Raw genomic sequence first — 16,985 nt, 5'->3', positions numbered from 1 at the left:
TTATTTGTCCTCATTATGCCAGACGGAACAGCTTTTTCGCGGTCTGACTATCCATCACGTATTCTGTCATGCTTTCTTTTAATTTCCGGTCATCCTTCATTCCGAGATAGAGGTTCATGGCATTTAAAGCCGTGAAGCGGTTTCCTTTATCCCCCGTTGCCGGTTCGCTGCAGGTCACTTCGCCCTCCGCCTTTTTCACCAGTCTTCCGTCCTCATTCTCCCAGATCTCGTACTCCATGATCTCACCATCAAACAGGAGTTTCTGGCGCACATAGATCCCTTTATAGACCATGTTCATCTCTTCCTCATGGAACTCTTCCTCGTCCGGCAGGATCCGGATCTTTAAGATCGGTCTTCCGTCCGGTCGTCCATGGTACTCGATGATCTCCTTATCCATGACCTCGCCCGGCATATCCACATATTTTGCAAGATCCTTGTACCACGCGAATACCATACCTCTGGCGGAAAGGATATCCATCATCCGGGATAGCAGGGCCTTCTGCTCCTCAGTGATCTGTGCCAGAGTCGAATAAAATTTCGCCAGCGCCAGAAGATAGATCTCCGGCACCTTCCGAAGCTCCATACCGTGGATCGCGCCTTCCAGATACGCGAATACCTTATCCCCCGGGACTGTGTCACGCAGGAAGTATTCCGTACACTTCACTGTAAAGTACGCCTTCACGATCACATCACTGGTCTCTTTTCTCGACGCGTAAAGGTCAAATACCGTGTCCATATGCTTCTCACAGCCGGAGAAAAGGCACTGGGCCAGCAGGCGCTCCTCAAGGTCGTATGTCTCCACATGGGTCTTCACTGCTTCCGCAAGGATCCTGAACATAGATTCCCCGCTGCCGTTATAATGCTCGCAGAGATAATCCAGGATCACGCTGTCCCCGTGTCCGTCCGAAAATACACGCCCCGCAAGGTGGAGGAGCAGGTCATCCTCCTCGAACATCCGGTCTAAGATCAGCTGGGATACCAGAGCCGCGAGACGTTTCACACGGATCTGCTCCTCGCCGAACTCCTTTATCATCTCGTATGCCTGAACCATGTAATTCTGGACGATCAGTGTCTCGCAGACATCCACACGTTCCGGTCTGGAGAGTGTCCTCTTGTCAAGCTTTAAGAGGTACGCTCCACCCTCCGCATCCATGGCCTCATCGTCGCCGAAAAGCGCCGCACGGTAGTAGGAAATGATCCTCGTCAGCATTTTCTGCTGGTAGGCCGGCTTCACCGGGAGTGTATCCAGAACAGTCTCGATCCCGGTCACATCTTCCTTCTCAAGGTCCTTTTTCTCCATGATCTCCAGACACGCCTTCATCTTTAACATCGGGTGGTCCGGGTACATCTCAAAGCATTTTTCTTCCAGTTCCTTCTCATCGAGAACCGGCTCCTTCGTATATTCCACGTCCATGTACCTGTTTCCGAAGGTATCCTGGAACATGATCACGCTGTCTTCAAAGAACAACGGCACATAGGCGGTCTGATTCTGCAACGGGTAGGCATCCTCACCGGTCAGGATCTCGTTGGAAACGATCACATACTTCATCGCCGCATCCTTCACCTGGATCCGGTTTGCCTTTAAGATACCGGGCAGCACCCGGGCCACCTGATTATCGATCATATCGCGGTAAATGATATGTTTGTAGATCACCGCAAGTCTCCTGTTGATCCGGGACTCGAAAAGCTGCTCCATGGCAAACTTTTCCATCTCCCGCTCGTACTTTTTATAGAGCGGATCGTCCTGCGGAATATAGGCCGCCACATTGGCATAGAGGGCTGCACGGCTCTTCTGGTCCAGATGGGCGCACTCATAGGAGAAGTACAGCAGTACCTGACGCGGCATCATCTTCTCATAATCATCCGGCAGAGCGTAGAGGAAATATTCGTAGATCCTCGTGAGGCTGATCTCCTCATTGATTCCCTTCTCATACCAGGAGAAGCTCTCTTTTCCGCGGACATTTCCCTTAATTAACAGACAGCACACCGCCGTCAGCATGTCCTTCGTCGGGTATTTCTCGTAGAGCTTTGCAAGCAGGCGGTAATACAGGCGGTGGAAGAACTTCGCTCCCGGCGCCAGCGCGCAGATCCGCTCCGCCAGTTCCTGCCCCACGAGGCCATTCATGACTCCGTAGTAGAGGGCATGGATCTCAAAGGCATCCATCGTCTTTAAGAGTTCCGGATTCTTCCCGAAGAGACGCACCGTCTCAATATAGAGGAACGGGCTGCGGCAGCCATTCTTATACTGCATCTTAAAGCTCTCCGCGAGGGCTTCCTCCTCCTCGTACATCTCCGGCAGCATCTTTAACTGCAAAAGCTGCAGATAGAACCGGCCGTTGACGTCCTCCAGCTTTTTCCTGAACAGGCGGACCACAGCGTCCTTCTTCTCCTCGTCCGGTTCCAGACGGTACTGCAGGTACTGGTAATAACAATAGAGTGTTCCGATCCGGTCTCTGAGGGCAGAAACGGTATCCCACGCATCGTCCAGACATAAAGCCGCCTGATCCGGTCTCTCCGCGTCCAGATAAGTCTCCGCCTGCAGGAGGGACAGGATCACAGAACCGCCGTTTGCGCCGCGAATGGCATCCAGCTCGTTCTGGATCTTTCCGAGGACAGCTTTTTTCTCGTAGAGACCGCTCTCGTAGGCCTCACGGAGTTTCATGTACCGGCAGACACCGGCTTTGCTGATCTCGCCCTCAGCGCGCTTTCGATCCGGCTCCTCTCCCATAGCCTCGATCCGGATCACGGTGTCACCGTGGACGGTAAGAAGGCGGATCGCACCGAGGTTCTTTCCCTTGTGCATCCTCTCCGGGTGGATCCTGAATCGCAGATCCAGACGGTCCTCTTCGAAATCCGCCTGAGTGATGACCTTCTTCGGGATCTCGATGAAATCGCCGTCAGCGCGGACTTCCATGTAGAGATAGCCCCAGGTATTTTTCCGCAGGACGACCTTGTCATTCACGATATCCTTCGGCTTGTCATAGATCTTCTTTGCCGTGGATAAGGTCAGCTCGATGGGTTCCTTCACTCCTGTCGCCAGAAAGAATTCCTCCAGGGCATTCTGGCGGTTTCCGTGTCCCCTTAATCCTTCATAGATCGTGCGGATCCGCAGATCCTTAAAAAGCGGCGCTTCCGTAAAATCCCGGTACTCCATGAGGCGCAGCGCCAGTTCCATATCCTTTTTCGCCAGCTCCACAAAATCATCCATAGATTTTAATGTGGACAGGACACGGACAGACTCGATCATTTCCACACGAAAAAGAAAAGGAACCTCCAGTTCTCCGCTGTTTGTTACAAGCGTGAAGTTTCCCTTGATCAGGTCTCCGTTCTCGCACCAGGAGGTGTCGACTTCGTAGACAATATGGTTTCTCAGGCCTCCGAAGGCGCTCTTTAAGATCTTCACACGGCTGTGGCTTGAGTAGGCAAGGCCTTTGATATATAAATTGTTCTCACTTGCTAAGTATAGCTCTCTTTTATAAACCGTATCGCTCCCCAGAGTCTCCTCGATCTTCACAGGATCCAGAAACAGCTTCGGCATCTCCGCGTCCACGATTCCTCTGGAAAGGCGCATGATCCGTTCTCTCATATATTTTTCACCTTATATTTATAATCCGATTATGTACGAAGGCTGCAGGTTCCGCCAACGCTTCCGATTCCGCATCGTCAGAACCAGCTGCCGGTCTGAACTTTCTTATGGTCATCGCAGGCATATGCTCAGACCTGCTGATTTATTACGTGGTATCATCATAGCACATTTCCTGATCAAATTCACTACAAATTTCGACCTTTTTCATACGATGGAGGAAAAAGGGCTTGAATACCGCTGTGGAAACCTGTAAAATAGATGTATTCGCAGTGATTAAAAGGAGCTTCCCGTGTTCTGCCTGTAAGACCGGTTCCGCCTGATCACTGGATTCCGTGTAACTGTATTTTTCACCGTTACCAACGATTTTTTGCCAAAGGAGCCCCTGCGTATGTTATCTGATCCGATCACGCTCTACAAATTAATGATCCTCTACATGCTGGACCACGTCAATTTTCCGCTGACAAACTCCCAGCTCACGGATTTCTTTCTGGATCACGAATATACGACATACTTTACGCTCCAGCAGGCGTTAAACGAACTGAAAGAAGCGGGGCTGATCCGGATGGAATCCACCCACAACTCCTCCCGCTATGAGATCACCAAAGAGGGCGATGACACTCTCTCCTTCTTCGGAAACAATATCTCCCCGGCGATCATCGAGGATATCGACAGCTACTTAAAGGAGAACAAATTCCGCTTAAGAAACGAGGTCGGCGTCATCTCCGATTTCTATAAATCCACAAATCAGGACTATATCGTCCACTGTGAAGTCCGGGAAGGCAAATCTGTCCTCATCGGCTTCGACCTCTCCGTCCCCGACAAGGATCAAGCGGAGACTATGGCCAGCCACTGGAAGGAGCGGAGTCAGGATATCTACGCTTATGTGATGAAGACCTTGATGAAAGGTTAAGATATGCGTTTTGAAGTCTGCCTCCGGCAAATTTTCTGAATTGTACGCGAAAACGGCACCTGCCGCAGGGAAATTTCTGCGGCGGGTGCCGTTTTTCAGTACTTCTAAAATTTAAAGGTTCTGCTGCGCCTCTTTCGCCGCCTTCTTCGCCGCCCACTCCGCAGCTTTCTCCGCCTGGATCTCCTCCTCGGCGGTCAGAAGATCTTCTCCTGCTGCCATCTTGTCAATAAGATTCCAGATGTCCTCCCGGCCCTGTTTTGTCTCGGCGGAGAACGGGATCAGGATATCCTGTTTTTCCATGCCGAGACCGGTGCGGATGAGTTTTACCTGCTTCTGGATCTGGCTGCGCTTGATCTTGTCAAGCTTTGTGGCAATGATGACCGGACGGAATCCGTTGTAAACGACCCAGTCGTACATGGTCTTGTCGTTGGCGGACGGCTCGTGACGGATGTCCACAAGAAGGAAAACACACTTTAACATCTGGGATTTGTGGAGATAATTCTCGATCATCCTGCCCCATTTTACCTTCTCAGACTGCGGGACCTTCGCGTAACCGTAGCCGGGGAGATCCACATAGTAGAGAGCTCCGTTGATATTATAAAAGTTGATCGTCTGGGTCTTTCCCGGCTGGGAGGACGTTCTCGCCAGCGCCTTCCGGTTCATGAGCGCGTTGATCAGGGAAGATTTTCCCACATTTGATTTTCCCGCGAAGGCGAACTCCGGCAGCGTGTTCTCCGGCAGCGTGCTCGTCACACCGCAGACGGTCTCAAGTTCCACATTTCTGATTACCATATATTTCTCCTTGTATGTAACACTTCAGCACTTTCCTTGTCACACGCAAAAATCCATTTCAGAATGACTTTGTCGCTGGGATTTCTGCCTGTCAAACTATGCTTTCTTACAGTCGGCGCGGCACATGCGCAGACCCTCAGAACCGTTACCCTTGTTTTTACATACCAGAGTCAACAGCCCTCCAACAGGCAGGACCTGTCAGAAAGCCGCCAACCTTTGTATCCTGGCATTACACGAACGCCTCGCGTACTACGTCATCCATAGTCTTCACAAACACGATCTCCATGCCTTTCGTGATCTCCTTCGAGATCTCTGCCATATCCGGACGGTTCTTATCCGGCACGAGAACCTTCTTCATATGTGCCATTCTTGCTGCCAATGTCTTTTCCTTTAAACCGCCGATCGGCAGTACCCGGCCTCTCAATGTGATCTCACCGGTCATGGCAACGCTTGCGCAAACCTTCTTTCCGGTCACCGCGGAGAGCATGGCTGTTGCCATCGTAATGCCCGCAGACGGACCATCTTTCGGCACGGCACCCTCCGGGATATGTAAATGCAGGTCATGTTCCTTAAAATACCTGCTCTCCACACCGTACCGGTCTGCCACGGAACGAACGTAAGTCAGCGCGATCTGCGCGGATTCCTTCATGACATCACCCATCTGTCCTGTCATCTGGAGCTTTCCATCACCCGGCATTACATTCACTTCGATCTGAAGTGTGTCGCCGCCGACGCTTGTCCACGCAAGACCTCTTACGATTCCGACCTCGTCCTCCTCATTGGCATTCTCGAAGGTGATCTTCTCTTTTCCGAGATACTTCTGAAGATTTCCCTCTGTGATATGCACAGTTTTTTTCTTCTTTTCCAGAAACTCCCTCGCCGCTTTTCTGCAGATCTCACCGATCCGGCGCTCCAGATTTCTCACACCGGCCTCTCTCGTATAGTTGTGGATGATCTTCTCCAATGCCTTATCGCTGAAGGAAAGCATCTCCTCCGTAAGGCCGTTTCTCTCTAACTGTTTCGGAATGAGATACTTCTTTGCGATATGGAACTTCTCGTTCTCTGTATAGCTGGATACCTCGATAACCTCCATACGGTCAAGGAGCGGTCTCGGGATTGTCGACGCATCATTTGCCGTCGCGATAAAGAGAACGCCTGAGAGATCCAGCGAGATCTCCAGATAGTGGTCGCGGAACTTCACGTTCTGCTCCCCATCAAGGACCTCCAAAAGTGCTGAGGAGACATCTCCCCGATAGTCGGCAGAGACCTTATCGATCTCATCTAAAAGCATTAACGGGTTTGACACGCCTGCCTGACGCATTGCATCGGCGATACGGCCCGGCATCGCTCCCACGTATGTCTTTCTGTGTCCGCGTATCTCCGCCTCGTCGTGAATGCCGCCAAGGCTGAACCGGACATACTTCTTTCCGAGGGCGCGGGCAACCGATCTCGCGATGGAGGTCTTACCTGTTCCGGGCGGTCCCACAAGGCAGAGGATCGGGCTTGTGCCTTTCTTTGTGAGGGCACGGACCGCAAGGAATTCCAGTACACGGTCCTTAACCTTCTCCAGACCATAATGATCCTCCTCCAGGATCTCTTTCGCGTGAATGATATCCTGATTATCCCTTGAGACCTTCTTCCACGGCATCTCAAGCACCGTCTCGATATAGGTACGGAGAACATTCGCCTCCTGACTTCCTCCCGGCATACCCTTGAAACGCTGAATTTCTTTTTTGATCTTTTCCTTCGTTTCCTTGTCCGCGTTCAGCTTTTCCAGCTGTTCCATATATCCGTCGGCATCTTCCGTCCCGCTGTCATCTCCCAGTTCCTCACGGATCACTTTTAATTCTTCCCTTAAAATATAATCCCTCTGGTTCTTATCGATGTGCTCCTTCACTTTTCCCTGATAATCCCGCTTGATCATAAGGATCTCGAGTTCCCGCATCAGGTAGTACACGATCCGGTCATACAGATGGCTCCAGTAATCACACTCCAGCATCTCCTGCTTCACAGCAAAATCCCACGGAAATTCATTTGCTGTCTGGGTCAGAAGCTGCTCCAGATCCGTGATCACAAGAAGACTTCCGATAAAATCTTTCACAGCCTTCGGATTCGCGTTTCCGAATTCCTCTAATTTTTCCTTAACGATCCGGCTCATGGCTTCCTTCACAGTGTCGGTAAGCTGTTCTTCCTGCATCGGCGCTTCCTCGACCTCAGCTTCCAGATACGGTCCCTCCTCAAACAGAGTGAGAAGCGCCGCTCTCTTTTCGCCTTCCACCATCACACGGATGATACCGCCCGGCATTTTCACGAGCTGTTTGATCTGGGAGATCGTTCCCATCTGGTACAGATCCGCGACCGCAGGTGTTTCCTGCTCCGGATGACGCTGGGTCACGAGATATACCTTCTGGTTTCCCATCATGGCTGTCTCAATGGCGCGGATCGATTTTTCCCGGCTGATGTCGAAATGCTGTACCATTCCCGGAAGGATCGTAAGTCCGCGGAGTGCCACCGCCGGCATCGTAATTTTCTTATCTTCCATTATTTCTCCTATGAACGCAACTGCCCGGCTTCTTTCCGATGCCTGTCAGCAGTTACGGGCAAATTTCTGTTGTGTAAAAAGGCTGCCGTGACATTTCTGTGCGCAGCAGCCCCTCTTATCTGCGGGATACGGGTCCTGCAGGTACAATTTTTCTCATACGGGAACGCCGTCCGTTACGCGATCTCCCCGTTACTCTCTTTTCTGGATCTTCCGGCCAATGCTTTTTTCGGCACCGTCACGTCGCGGTAAACGACTTCCGGCTTTTCCTTTCCGTCCACCGCGTCCTTCGTCACGGTGCAGATTCCCACATTGGAATCAGACGGAACCTCGTACATCGTATCCATCATGACGGATTCCATGATCGCGCGGAGTCCTCTGGCGCCTGTCTTTCTCTCTACTGCCATATGGGCAATCTCATGGACGGCATCCGGAGTGAACTCCAGCTTCACATCATCCAGCTCGAATAACTTCTGGTACTGCTTTACGAGGGCATTCTTCGGCTCTGTGAGGATCCGCACAAGGGCATCCTCATCCAGAAGGTCTAAGGATACCATAACCGGAACTCTTCCCACAAACTCCGGGATCAGGCCGAATTTCGTGAGATCCTGCGGCATCGCCTGCTTTAACAGCTTGCTGATATCCGTATTTTTCTTATCCACGATCTTCGCGCCGAAACCGATGGAACTTGTCTCCAGTCTGGATTCGATGATCCGCTCCAGACCGTCGAAAGCACCTCCGCAGATGAACAGGATGTTTGTCGTATCGATCTGGATCAGCTCCTGCTGCGGATGCTTTCTGCCGCCCTGAGGTGGAACGCTTGCAACAGTACCTTCCAGAATCTTTAACAGCGCCTGCTGGACGCCCTCGCCGGAAACATCACGGGTAATGGACACATTCTCGGATTTTTTTGTGATCTTATCGATCTCATCGATGTAAATAATACCGTACTCCGCACGGCTCACATCATTATCTGCTGCCTGGATCAATTTTAAGAGGATGTTCTCCACGTCCTCGCCGACATAACCGGCCTCAGTCAGCGTCGTTGCATCTGCGATTGCAAACGGAACACCTAAAAGCTTCGCAAGTGTCTGCGCAAGATAAGTCTTGCCGGAGCCGGTCGGACCGAGCATCAGGATGTTGCTCTTCTGAAGATCAACATCACTTTCCATCTTCGATGTGATTCTCTTATAATGATTGTAAACAGCCACGGAAAGAACTTTCTTCGCCTCATCCTGTCCGATCACATAGTCGTCCAGAAATTCTTTGATCTCCTTCGGTTTTAAGAGGTTGATTCCGGAGAAATCCGGTCTCTCCTCCTCCTCGTTTCCGAGTTCTTCCTCAAGGATCTCACTGCAGAGTTCGATACACTCATCACAGATATAGACGCCGTTGGTACCGGCGATCATTTTTCTGACCTGATCCTGATTCTTTCCGCAGAAGGAACATCTGATCTTTTCCTCTGGTCTTACTGGCATGTTCGCACCTCAATTCTAAATTCTTTATGTCTCGCTGCGCTCCGGCACTGTTTTCCGCCTTCGCGCCGTCCGGTCCTAGTGGCCGGAGATCACGCGGTCGATCAGACCGTATGCGGCAGCTTCCTCGGCTGTCATGTAGTTGTCTCTCTCTGTGTCGCGGGCAATCACGTCGAGCGGCTGTCCGGTGTTTGCAGCCAGGATCTTGTTGAGCTTCTCTTTTGTCTTTAAGATCTGCTCTGCGACGATCTTGATCTCGGTCGCCTGTCCCTGGGCTCCACCGGACGGCTGATGGATCATGACCTCAGCGTTCGGAAGTGCGAAGCGTTTGCCCTTCGCGCCGCTGGAGAGAAGGAACGCGCCCATACTTGCAGCCATACCGATACAGGTGGTGCACACGTCACATTTAATGTAATTCATCGTATCATAGATCGCCATACCGGCCGTTACAGAACCACCCGGGCTGTTGATGTAAAGGTTGATGTCCTTATTCGGATCCTCGGACTCCAGGAAAAGAAGCTGTGCAACAACAAGGCTTGCTGTCACGTCGTTTACTTCCTCCCCGAGGAAAATGATACGGTCTTTTAATAATCTGGAATAGATATCGTAGGAACGCTCTCCTCTGCTTGTAGATTCAAGCACGTAAGGTACTAAGCTCATATTTTTTCCTCCATCTTTTCTTTTATATCTGTTACCAAAGTATTCCTTTTTATGCATTTTCCGGGTTACTGTACACGGGTAGGAATTTTCTGAACTGAAAATTCCGTACAATACAGTGGCGGTAGTGGATTTTGCCGATTCGGAATGCGAAGCATCGGCAAAATCAGTTACTGTTTGCGCAAGGCGTGAACAGTAACTTTTCCGGTGAAGCTGTCGCCTGTGTCTGGGACCGGCCCGGCAGAAATCCACCTTTTTTCACATATTTTGGAACTATCCCTGTATAACCGATGAGGGATTGCCGCAGAAAAACTCTCCGCAGCAACCCCCTCTGTATGTGGTTTTTGGCCCTCTGTCGGACCATTCCCCACCATGTTTTCCGTGCAGATTAGTCGTAAAGTATGTTGCTTTACTTAGTCAACGAACTTAGCCTCAGCTACAAGGAAGTCGATTGCTTTCTGAACTGCAAGGTCTTCCTTTAACTGTGCCATCTGCTCTTCGCCGAACATACCCTTGATCTGTTCTTTATCCATCTTGAAGTCCTCAGCCATCTTGTCGAACTGCTCTTCAACCGCTGCGTCGTCAGCCTGGATGTTCTCAGCCTTTACAACTGCCTCAAGAACGAGTCTTGTCTGGATTCTCTTGATCGCCTGCGGCTTCATCTGCTCGCCGATCTTCTCAGCTGTCATGCCTGTGATCTCAACGTACTGCTTGAAGGAAATTCCCTGGCTCTCAAGTCTGCGCGCATAGTCGTTCACCATGCCGTTTACCTGCTCCTCAACCATCTGATCCGGAATCTCCATTGTTGCGTTCTCAATCACCTTAGCAACGACCTTGTCCTCGTCCGCTGTCTTAGCTGCTTCAATCTTCTCAGCCTGTAACTTCTCTGTAAGGTCCTTCTTGTACTCTTCCATTGTATCGAAATCAGATACCTCGCTTGCGAAATCATCGTTAGCTTCCGGAAGCTCTTTTCTCTGGATCTCTTTTACTTTTACTTTGAATACAGCCGGTTTGTTCTTTAACTCTTCTACATGGTACTCAGCCGGGAATGTTACGTTTACTTCGCACTCTTCGCCAGTTGTCTTACCAATTAACTGCTCCTCGAAGTTATCGATAAATGTGTGGGAACCGATCGTAAGCGGATAGTCCTCAGCCTTGCCACCCTCAAATCTCTTTCCGTCTACGGAACCGTCGAAATCGATCGTTACCTGATCTCCATCCTCGATACCTCTGTCCTCAACAGTGATAAGGCGGGAGTTTTTCTCTCTTGCGCGCTTGATCTCTGTCTCGATATCTTCCTCTGTAACCTCAGATTTTGTCTTCTGGACTTCTACGCCCTTGTACTCGCCAAGAGTAACTTCCGGCTTAACAGCTACAACTGCTGTGTAAACGAAAGCTTTGCCTTCCTCGATCTCCTCAATGGAAATAGACGGACGGGAAACGATCTCAAGACCGCTCTCTTTTGCAGCGTCCGGATAGCTTGCGTCGATCACTTCATCAACAGCATCCTCGTAGAATACGCCAACGCCGTACATTTTTTTGATCATGTTGAACGGAGCTTTTCCTTTTCTGAAGCCCGGGATATTGAATTTACCCTTATTCTTATTATAGGAGTGCTGTACAGCCTCCTCAAACTTTTCTGCCGGCACTTCAATTGTAAGTTTTGCCGTATTCTTCTCTAAATTCTCCACCTGTACGCTCATTTTATGAGTTCCTCCTTAAATATATCGATAGCGGGGAATAGAAATTTCCCGCCCGTATAATCTCGTAACTGCCGCTTTTTGGCGTTACACGTTTTCCGGCATTATGACCGCCGCTCAGCGAAAAATCCGCCCGCAGGCATCACTTCTCCGTCACGCGCACATAGCACCGCTTGGAATTATAACATAAGACGTTTGAAAAGACCAGACCTAAATTGTAAAAATTCCAGAAAAACACAGGGGTTTTACGGTTTTTCTTAATTTTTTCCAGGCGCAGACTGCCGTATCTGCTGTTCCTGACATTCTTTCAGCGGCCTGCCGCGCCAAAAAGGAATGCCCTGGTGCACCGGGCATTCCAAAACTTTCTGATGAATACCTGTATTTACACAAACATACGGCTATTTTATGTATTGGATCGCTGCCTTGATCCTTTCAGCCTCCTCTTCGCTGACCAAGAGTTTGATAAGCTCTAAACCAAGGTCGATTGCCCAGCCCATACCGCGCCCGGTGCTGATCAGGCGGTCTGTGATGATGCCGTCACCTCTGCAGTCCGCGCCCTCCATCTTCGTCTCAAAGCCCGGATAGCATGTGGCGCGGTGGCCTTTCACGAGGCCAAGCTCCCCTAAGATACTCGGTGCCGCGCAGATCGCAGCCAGGCGTTTTCCTGCTGTCGCATGGGCTTTTAACATCTCTGCAAGTCCCTCATGCGCCTTCAGATTGTTCGTTCCGGCAAGTCCGCCCGGAAGGAACAATACGTCAGCATCGTCCGTGATTTCCTCGAACAGGCTGTCCGCCTCGATCTTAAATCCATGGGAACCTGTCACCATCTTTCTTCCCATGATGGATACAAGCTTCACATCCACCTTTGCTCTTCTCAAGCAATCACACACAGCCAGGCACTCTACCTCTTCCATGCCGTCTGCCACAAACGCGTATACTTTTGCCATTTAAAACTTCTCACCTTTCTTTGCCAATCTGCCTCCGGAAGTTTTCCAGAGGTTACTGCTCGCTTTTCTCATCATCCGTATACGAATAAAATTTTCCATTCAGATAATATCCGCGTCCCGGTCCACCTTCCGATTTTTTCACATCCGTTCCGCGGTCATTTGCAGCGGCCTGCCCTGAAACAGACGGATTGATGGTCTGCTCCGGTCCGTTGTACTTATATGTCTCCTTCGGCACATCACTCCAGCTGTCCGGAGCGCTGTTCTGGTTCTGTCCATTTCCATTTCCATAGAAACCATAACCACCGTAATTTCCACTTTCACCGACATCTCTCACACTGTCCGGCTCCACATACTGACCACCGTAACGCGCGTTATTCTGTACAAACGGTTCCCCTCCGAATCCATTCAGGCGTCCCGAATATGGTCCGCGAAGCACTGCGTAAAGCTCCGCAAAGGTTGCATCCACATATGGCTGAACGAAGAAGGTTCCGATACCGCAGAGCAGGGTTCCTAAAAGCTGCCATCCCAGGAAGGAAAGGCCGAGTACAAAGGCGTTCCATTTCTGTCCATCCATCATCTCTTTCGAGAGTCTTAAAACTTCCATCGTCTTCATATCCGGGTTTTCAGCAAGAATATATGGAACCATCAGATAGCAGTACTGGAAATAAACAGAAACAAAAGCTCCTATCGTAGCGCATATCATTACTGCCCAAAATACACTACCGATCCATTCAACACCATTAAACAAGATCACAAGAAATCCCAACAGACTGGCCAGGATCACAACACTCTCTGTGATCAGTCCCCGAAGGAACTGGGTCCCCACAAGCTTTAAATATCCGTTGGAAAATCCCCAGAAAAGTTTTCCAATGCCCGCCGACTGTCCCGTCACGCGGCTCTCCATATAAAATCTGTTTCGTCCGATCTCAAACAATGGCTGTACAAAAATTCCGATCACGACGGAAATGATCACAATAACGATCACAGCCCCCGCAAAAAGCCGGTAAAACAGGTTGCTCGCAACCATAGATCCGGCATTTCCGGCTCCCGGTCCGTAGGCATCACCAAGTCCCGGGACAAGCTCGATCCCGCTGGCAAGACCACTCCCAGTATTTCCGCTAAGACTTCCATCTCCTCCCAGTTCGCCAGGGATGAGACTACTCTGATCGGTCTGACTGTTTCCTGATTCATTCTGCTCCAGATAACTTGTAATCCTCTGGGTATTCGCGTTCGATCCGCCAAATCCACTGAGGATCGCAAAGATCAGGCTCACAAGAAACGCCGCCCAGTAATAACGGCTCAGACACATTTTCGCTCTGTCTTTTAATTCTGCCCTTGTCCACATACGCTGTTCCTCCTTCTGTTTTCATCATCAAAGTATGACCAGTTGCCAGATATTTTTCTTTTTCCTGTTGCTGTTCGGGGATTTTTCATTCATAAACAGCAACTTTTCTTACAATGATTGTACCATATTTGCAAATAAAAGACCTTACTTTTTCCTTGCAATATGGTATGATTTATTACAATATGTTACTGTTCCCGCCTTGCGCAGGCAGCAGCCGAAAATCCAGAAAGGACATAATTATGGAAATCGAACGCAAATTTCTTGTCATGACCCCGCCTGAAAACTATGAGTCTTTCCCCTGTCATGAAATCGAACAGGCCTACCTCTGCACAGAGCCGGTAATCCGGGTACGTAAGGAGGATGATACCTGCTACCTCACCTACAAATCCAAAGGACTTCTCGCCAGAGAGGAATATAATCTCCCACTGACAAAAGAAGCCTACACCCATCTTCTCACAAAAGCTGACGGAAATATTCTCACAAAAAAGCGCTACCTGATCCCGGTTCCGGGTCGTGAGGATCTCACTGTGGAATTCGATGTCTTCGAGGGAAAATTCGCCGGTCTCATGCTTGCGGAGATCGAGTTTACCTGCGAGGAGGATGCCAGAGAATTCCCGCCTCTCTCCTGGTTCGACCGGGATGTAACCTGGTCCGGGGAATACCAGAACAGCAGGCTCTCAAAAATGCCCTGAACTGTTCGTATTTTTATATGACAGGGAATTTCCTGTTACATGAAAAAGGCCACCGACGGCTCACAGAACCGCCGATGGCTTTATTAATTTTCCTAAAATTTTGCAGTTTCGGAGATGGATTACATCATTCCGCCCATTCCGCCTGCACCTGCCGGCATTGCCGGAGTCTCTTCTTTGATGTTTGCAACAACAGACTCTGTTGTAAGAAGTGTGGAAGCAACGCTTGTTGCGTTCTGTAATGCACTTCTTGTAACCTTAGCCGGATCAAGGATACCCGCTTTGATCATATCAACAAAAATCTCATTGTAAGCATCGAAGCCCTGGCCAACCGGGAGCTCTTTAACTTTGTTAACGATCACAGCGCCCTCAAGGCCTGCGTTGGATACGATATGGAATAACGGAGCTTCAAGAGCCTTTAAGATGATCTTTCCGCCTGTCTTCTCGTCGCCTTCCATCTCATTTACAACGGCTGCAACCTTCTCTGCTGCGTGAACATAAGCAGAACCGCCGCCTGCGATGATACCTTCCTCGACAGCTGCCTTCGTAGCTGCAAGAGCATCTTCCATACGGAGCTTTGCTTCCTTCATCTCTGTTTCAGTAGCAGCACCTACGCGGATAACTGCAACGCCGCCAGCGAGTTTCGCAAGTCTCTCCTGAAGTTTCTCTCTGTCGAAATCGGACTTTGTCTCTTCGATCTGGCCCTTGATCTGGGCAACTCTGTCAGCGATCTCTTTCTTGTCGCCGAGACCGTCAACGATGATGGTGTTCTCTTTCTGAACCTTAACGGATTTTGCACGGCCAAGCTGCTCCATTGTAGCATCCTTGAGGTCAAGACCAAGCTCATCGGAGATCACAGTACCGCCTGTTAAGATCGCGATATCCTTTAACATCTCTTTTCTTCTGTCGCCGTAGCCCGGTGCCTTAACACCTACAACGCTGAATGTACCTCTTAACTTGTTGACGATAAGAGTTGTGAGAGCCTCACCCTCGATATCTTCAGCGATGATAAGAAGCTTTGCGCCTGTCTTTACGATCTGCTCAAGGAGCGGAAGGATATCGTTGATGTTAGCGATCTTCTTGTCTGTGATCAGGATATACGGATCGTCAAGAGTTGCCTCCATCTTCTCCATATCTGTGCACATATATGCGGAAATGTATCCACGGTCGAACTGCATACCTTCTACAAGGTCAAGCTCTGTCTTCATTGTCTTGGACTCTTCGATGGTGATAACGCCGTCGTTTGTAACCTTCTCCATTGCGTCTGCAACCATCTCACCGACCTCATCGCTTGCTGCAGAGATTGCTGCAACTCTTGCGATCTGGTCTTTGCTGCTGATCGGCTCGCTCATCTCTGCGATTGCTTTGACAGCCTCGTCTGTGGCTTTCTTCATACCCTTTCTTAATACGATCGGGTTAGCGCCTGCAGCCAGGTTCTTCATACCTTCGTTTACCATCGCCTGTGCGAGAACGGTAGCTGTTGTTGTACCATCACCGGCAACATCGTTTGTCTTTGTGGCAACCTCTTTTAAGAGCTGTGCGCCCATGTTCTCAAACGGGTCTTCTAACTCGATCTCTTTCGCGATGGTAACACCATCGTTTGTGATCAGCGGAGCGCCGAAGGATTTATCGAGAACAACGTTTCTTCCTTTCGGTCCGATCGTTACGCGGACAGTATCAGCAAGTTTATTTACACCAGCTTCAAGAGCTTTTCTGGCTTCAACGCCATATTTAATTTCCTTAGCCATGTTAAAATTCCTCCAATCAAGATTTCCTGTAACCATTTTCCGGTTACTTCGTTCTGAATTCTGAATTTCAGACCGCCCTGAGCGCTTCGCACACGCGGTCCCGGATATAATTTCTCCGATTATTCGATCACTGCAAGGATATCATTCTGCTTAACGATGATATAATCCTCTTCCTCTACCTTTACTTCTGTTCCGGAGTACTTGGAGTAGATTACCTTATCGCCCGGTTTTACCTGCATCTTGATCTCTTTGCCGTCAACAACTCCACCAGGACCAACAGCGATCACTTCTGCCTGCTGCGGTTTTTCCTTTGCCTGACCCGGAAGAACGATACCGGATTTTGTGGTCTCTTCTGCAACTAACTGTTTTAAAACAACTCTGTCAAATAATGGTACTAATTTCATTACTGACTCCTCCCTGTCATTTTACAAGCTCTTGCGACTATCCTGTAATTTCAGTCACAATTCTTTTTCATTTTTATCTTCTTCAGTCTGACTCAGGTCTTTTCCCTGACCCCTCGTCACAAGTCATGTTATAGCACATGTTGTTAGCACTGTCAAGTCACGAGTGCTAATTATTTTATGAAAAATTTGTGAA

The 16,985-nt window shown here is 49.7% G+C and carries 12 protein-coding genes; 2 read left to right on the top strand and 10 right to left on the bottom strand.

The genetic code is table 11. The annotated features are described in order from the left end of the window. Window positions 1–13: 13 nt before the first annotated feature. A complete protein-coding gene (locus DW677_RS02830; RefSeq protein WP_117566450.1) occupies window positions 14–3,586 on the bottom strand; it encodes a DUF5717 family protein in 3,573 nt (1,190 codons plus the stop codon). 388 nt (window positions 3,587–3,974) lie between these two features. Between DW677_RS02830 and DW677_RS02825 the strand changes: the two genes are divergently transcribed. Then, complete coding sequence (locus DW677_RS02825) at window positions 3,975–4,496, top strand: DUF4364 family protein (protein ID WP_015554826.1); 522 nt, start codon at window positions 3,975–3,977, stop codon at window positions 4,494–4,496. A 111-nt stretch (window positions 4,497–4,607) separates the two neighbouring features. Here the strand turns inward: DW677_RS02825 and yihA are convergent, their stop codons facing one another. The 7 genes from yihA to DW677_RS02790 form a co-directional block, all read right to left on the bottom strand. Beyond that, the gene (gene yihA / locus DW677_RS02820; RefSeq protein WP_117469830.1) at window positions 4,608–5,288 is read right to left on the bottom strand and encodes a ribosome biogenesis GTP-binding protein YihA/YsxC; all 681 of its coding nucleotides are present in this window, start codon (window positions 5,286–5,288) and stop codon (window positions 4,608–4,610) included. A gap of 229 nt (window positions 5,289–5,517) precedes the next feature. Next, complete coding sequence (gene lon, locus DW677_RS02815) at window positions 5,518–7,830, bottom strand: endopeptidase La (RefSeq protein ID WP_117566449.1); 2,313 nt, start codon at window positions 7,828–7,830, stop codon at window positions 5,518–5,520. Window positions 7,831–8,003: 173 nt separating this feature from the next. After that, window positions 8,004–9,305, bottom strand: a complete 1,302-nt coding sequence (gene clpX / locus DW677_RS02810) for an ATP-dependent Clp protease ATP-binding subunit ClpX (protein ID WP_117469831.1) — start codon at window positions 9,303–9,305, stop codon at window positions 8,004–8,006. Window positions 9,306–9,380: 75 nt separating this feature from the next. Then, on the bottom strand, window positions 9,381–9,962 hold the full coding sequence (gene clpP / locus DW677_RS02805) for an ATP-dependent Clp endopeptidase proteolytic subunit ClpP (RefSeq protein WP_015554830.1): 582 nt from the start codon (window positions 9,960–9,962) through the stop codon (window positions 9,381–9,383). A gap of 410 nt (window positions 9,963–10,372) precedes the next feature. Further along, window positions 10,373–11,662 (bottom strand): trigger factor, encoded by a 1,290-nt coding sequence (gene tig, locus DW677_RS02800; RefSeq protein ID WP_117469832.1) that lies wholly within the window; start codon window positions 11,660–11,662, stop codon window positions 10,373–10,375. 395 nt (window positions 11,663–12,057) lie between these two features. Then, entirely contained in the window at window positions 12,058–12,606 is a 549-nt protein-coding gene (locus DW677_RS02795; protein ID WP_015554832.1) for a DJ-1 family glyoxalase III, read from the bottom strand. Between the two features lie 52 nt (window positions 12,607–12,658). Then, the gene (locus DW677_RS02790) at window positions 12,659–13,951 is read right to left on the bottom strand and encodes a DUF975 family protein (protein ID WP_117471850.1); all 1,293 of its coding nucleotides are present in this window, start codon (window positions 13,949–13,951) and stop codon (window positions 12,659–12,661) included. Window positions 13,952–14,190: 239 nt separating this feature from the next. On the opposite strand from DW677_RS02790, the gene DW677_RS02785 reads away from it, so the two are divergent. After that, on the top strand, window positions 14,191–14,643 hold the full coding sequence (locus DW677_RS02785; RefSeq protein ID WP_117471849.1) for a CYTH domain-containing protein: 453 nt from the start codon (window positions 14,191–14,193) through the stop codon (window positions 14,641–14,643). Between the two features lie 119 nt (window positions 14,644–14,762). On the opposite strand, the gene groL is transcribed toward DW677_RS02785, so the two are convergent. After that, window positions 14,763–16,388: a chaperonin GroEL gene (groL, locus tag DW677_RS02780; protein WP_015554835.1), complete on the bottom strand. Its 1,626-nt coding sequence runs from the start codon at window positions 16,386–16,388 to the stop codon at window positions 14,763–14,765. Window positions 16,389–16,507: 119 nt separating this feature from the next. Beyond that, window positions 16,508–16,792, bottom strand: coding sequence for a co-chaperone GroES (locus tag DW677_RS02775; RefSeq protein ID WP_015554836.1), 285 nt, complete (start codon window positions 16,790–16,792; stop codon window positions 16,508–16,510). Between the last annotated feature and the right edge of the window lie 193 nt (window positions 16,793–16,985).

Origin of the sequence: Clostridium sp. AM25-23AC (assembly GCF_003435125.1) — a bacterium.
In the GTDB taxonomy this organism is placed as follows: Bacteria; Bacillota; Clostridia; order Lachnospirales; family Lachnospiraceae; genus Pilosibacter; species Pilosibacter fragilis.
Note: the sequence above shows the minus strand (reverse complement) of the source record. Positions and strands in the feature narration are given on the sequence as shown.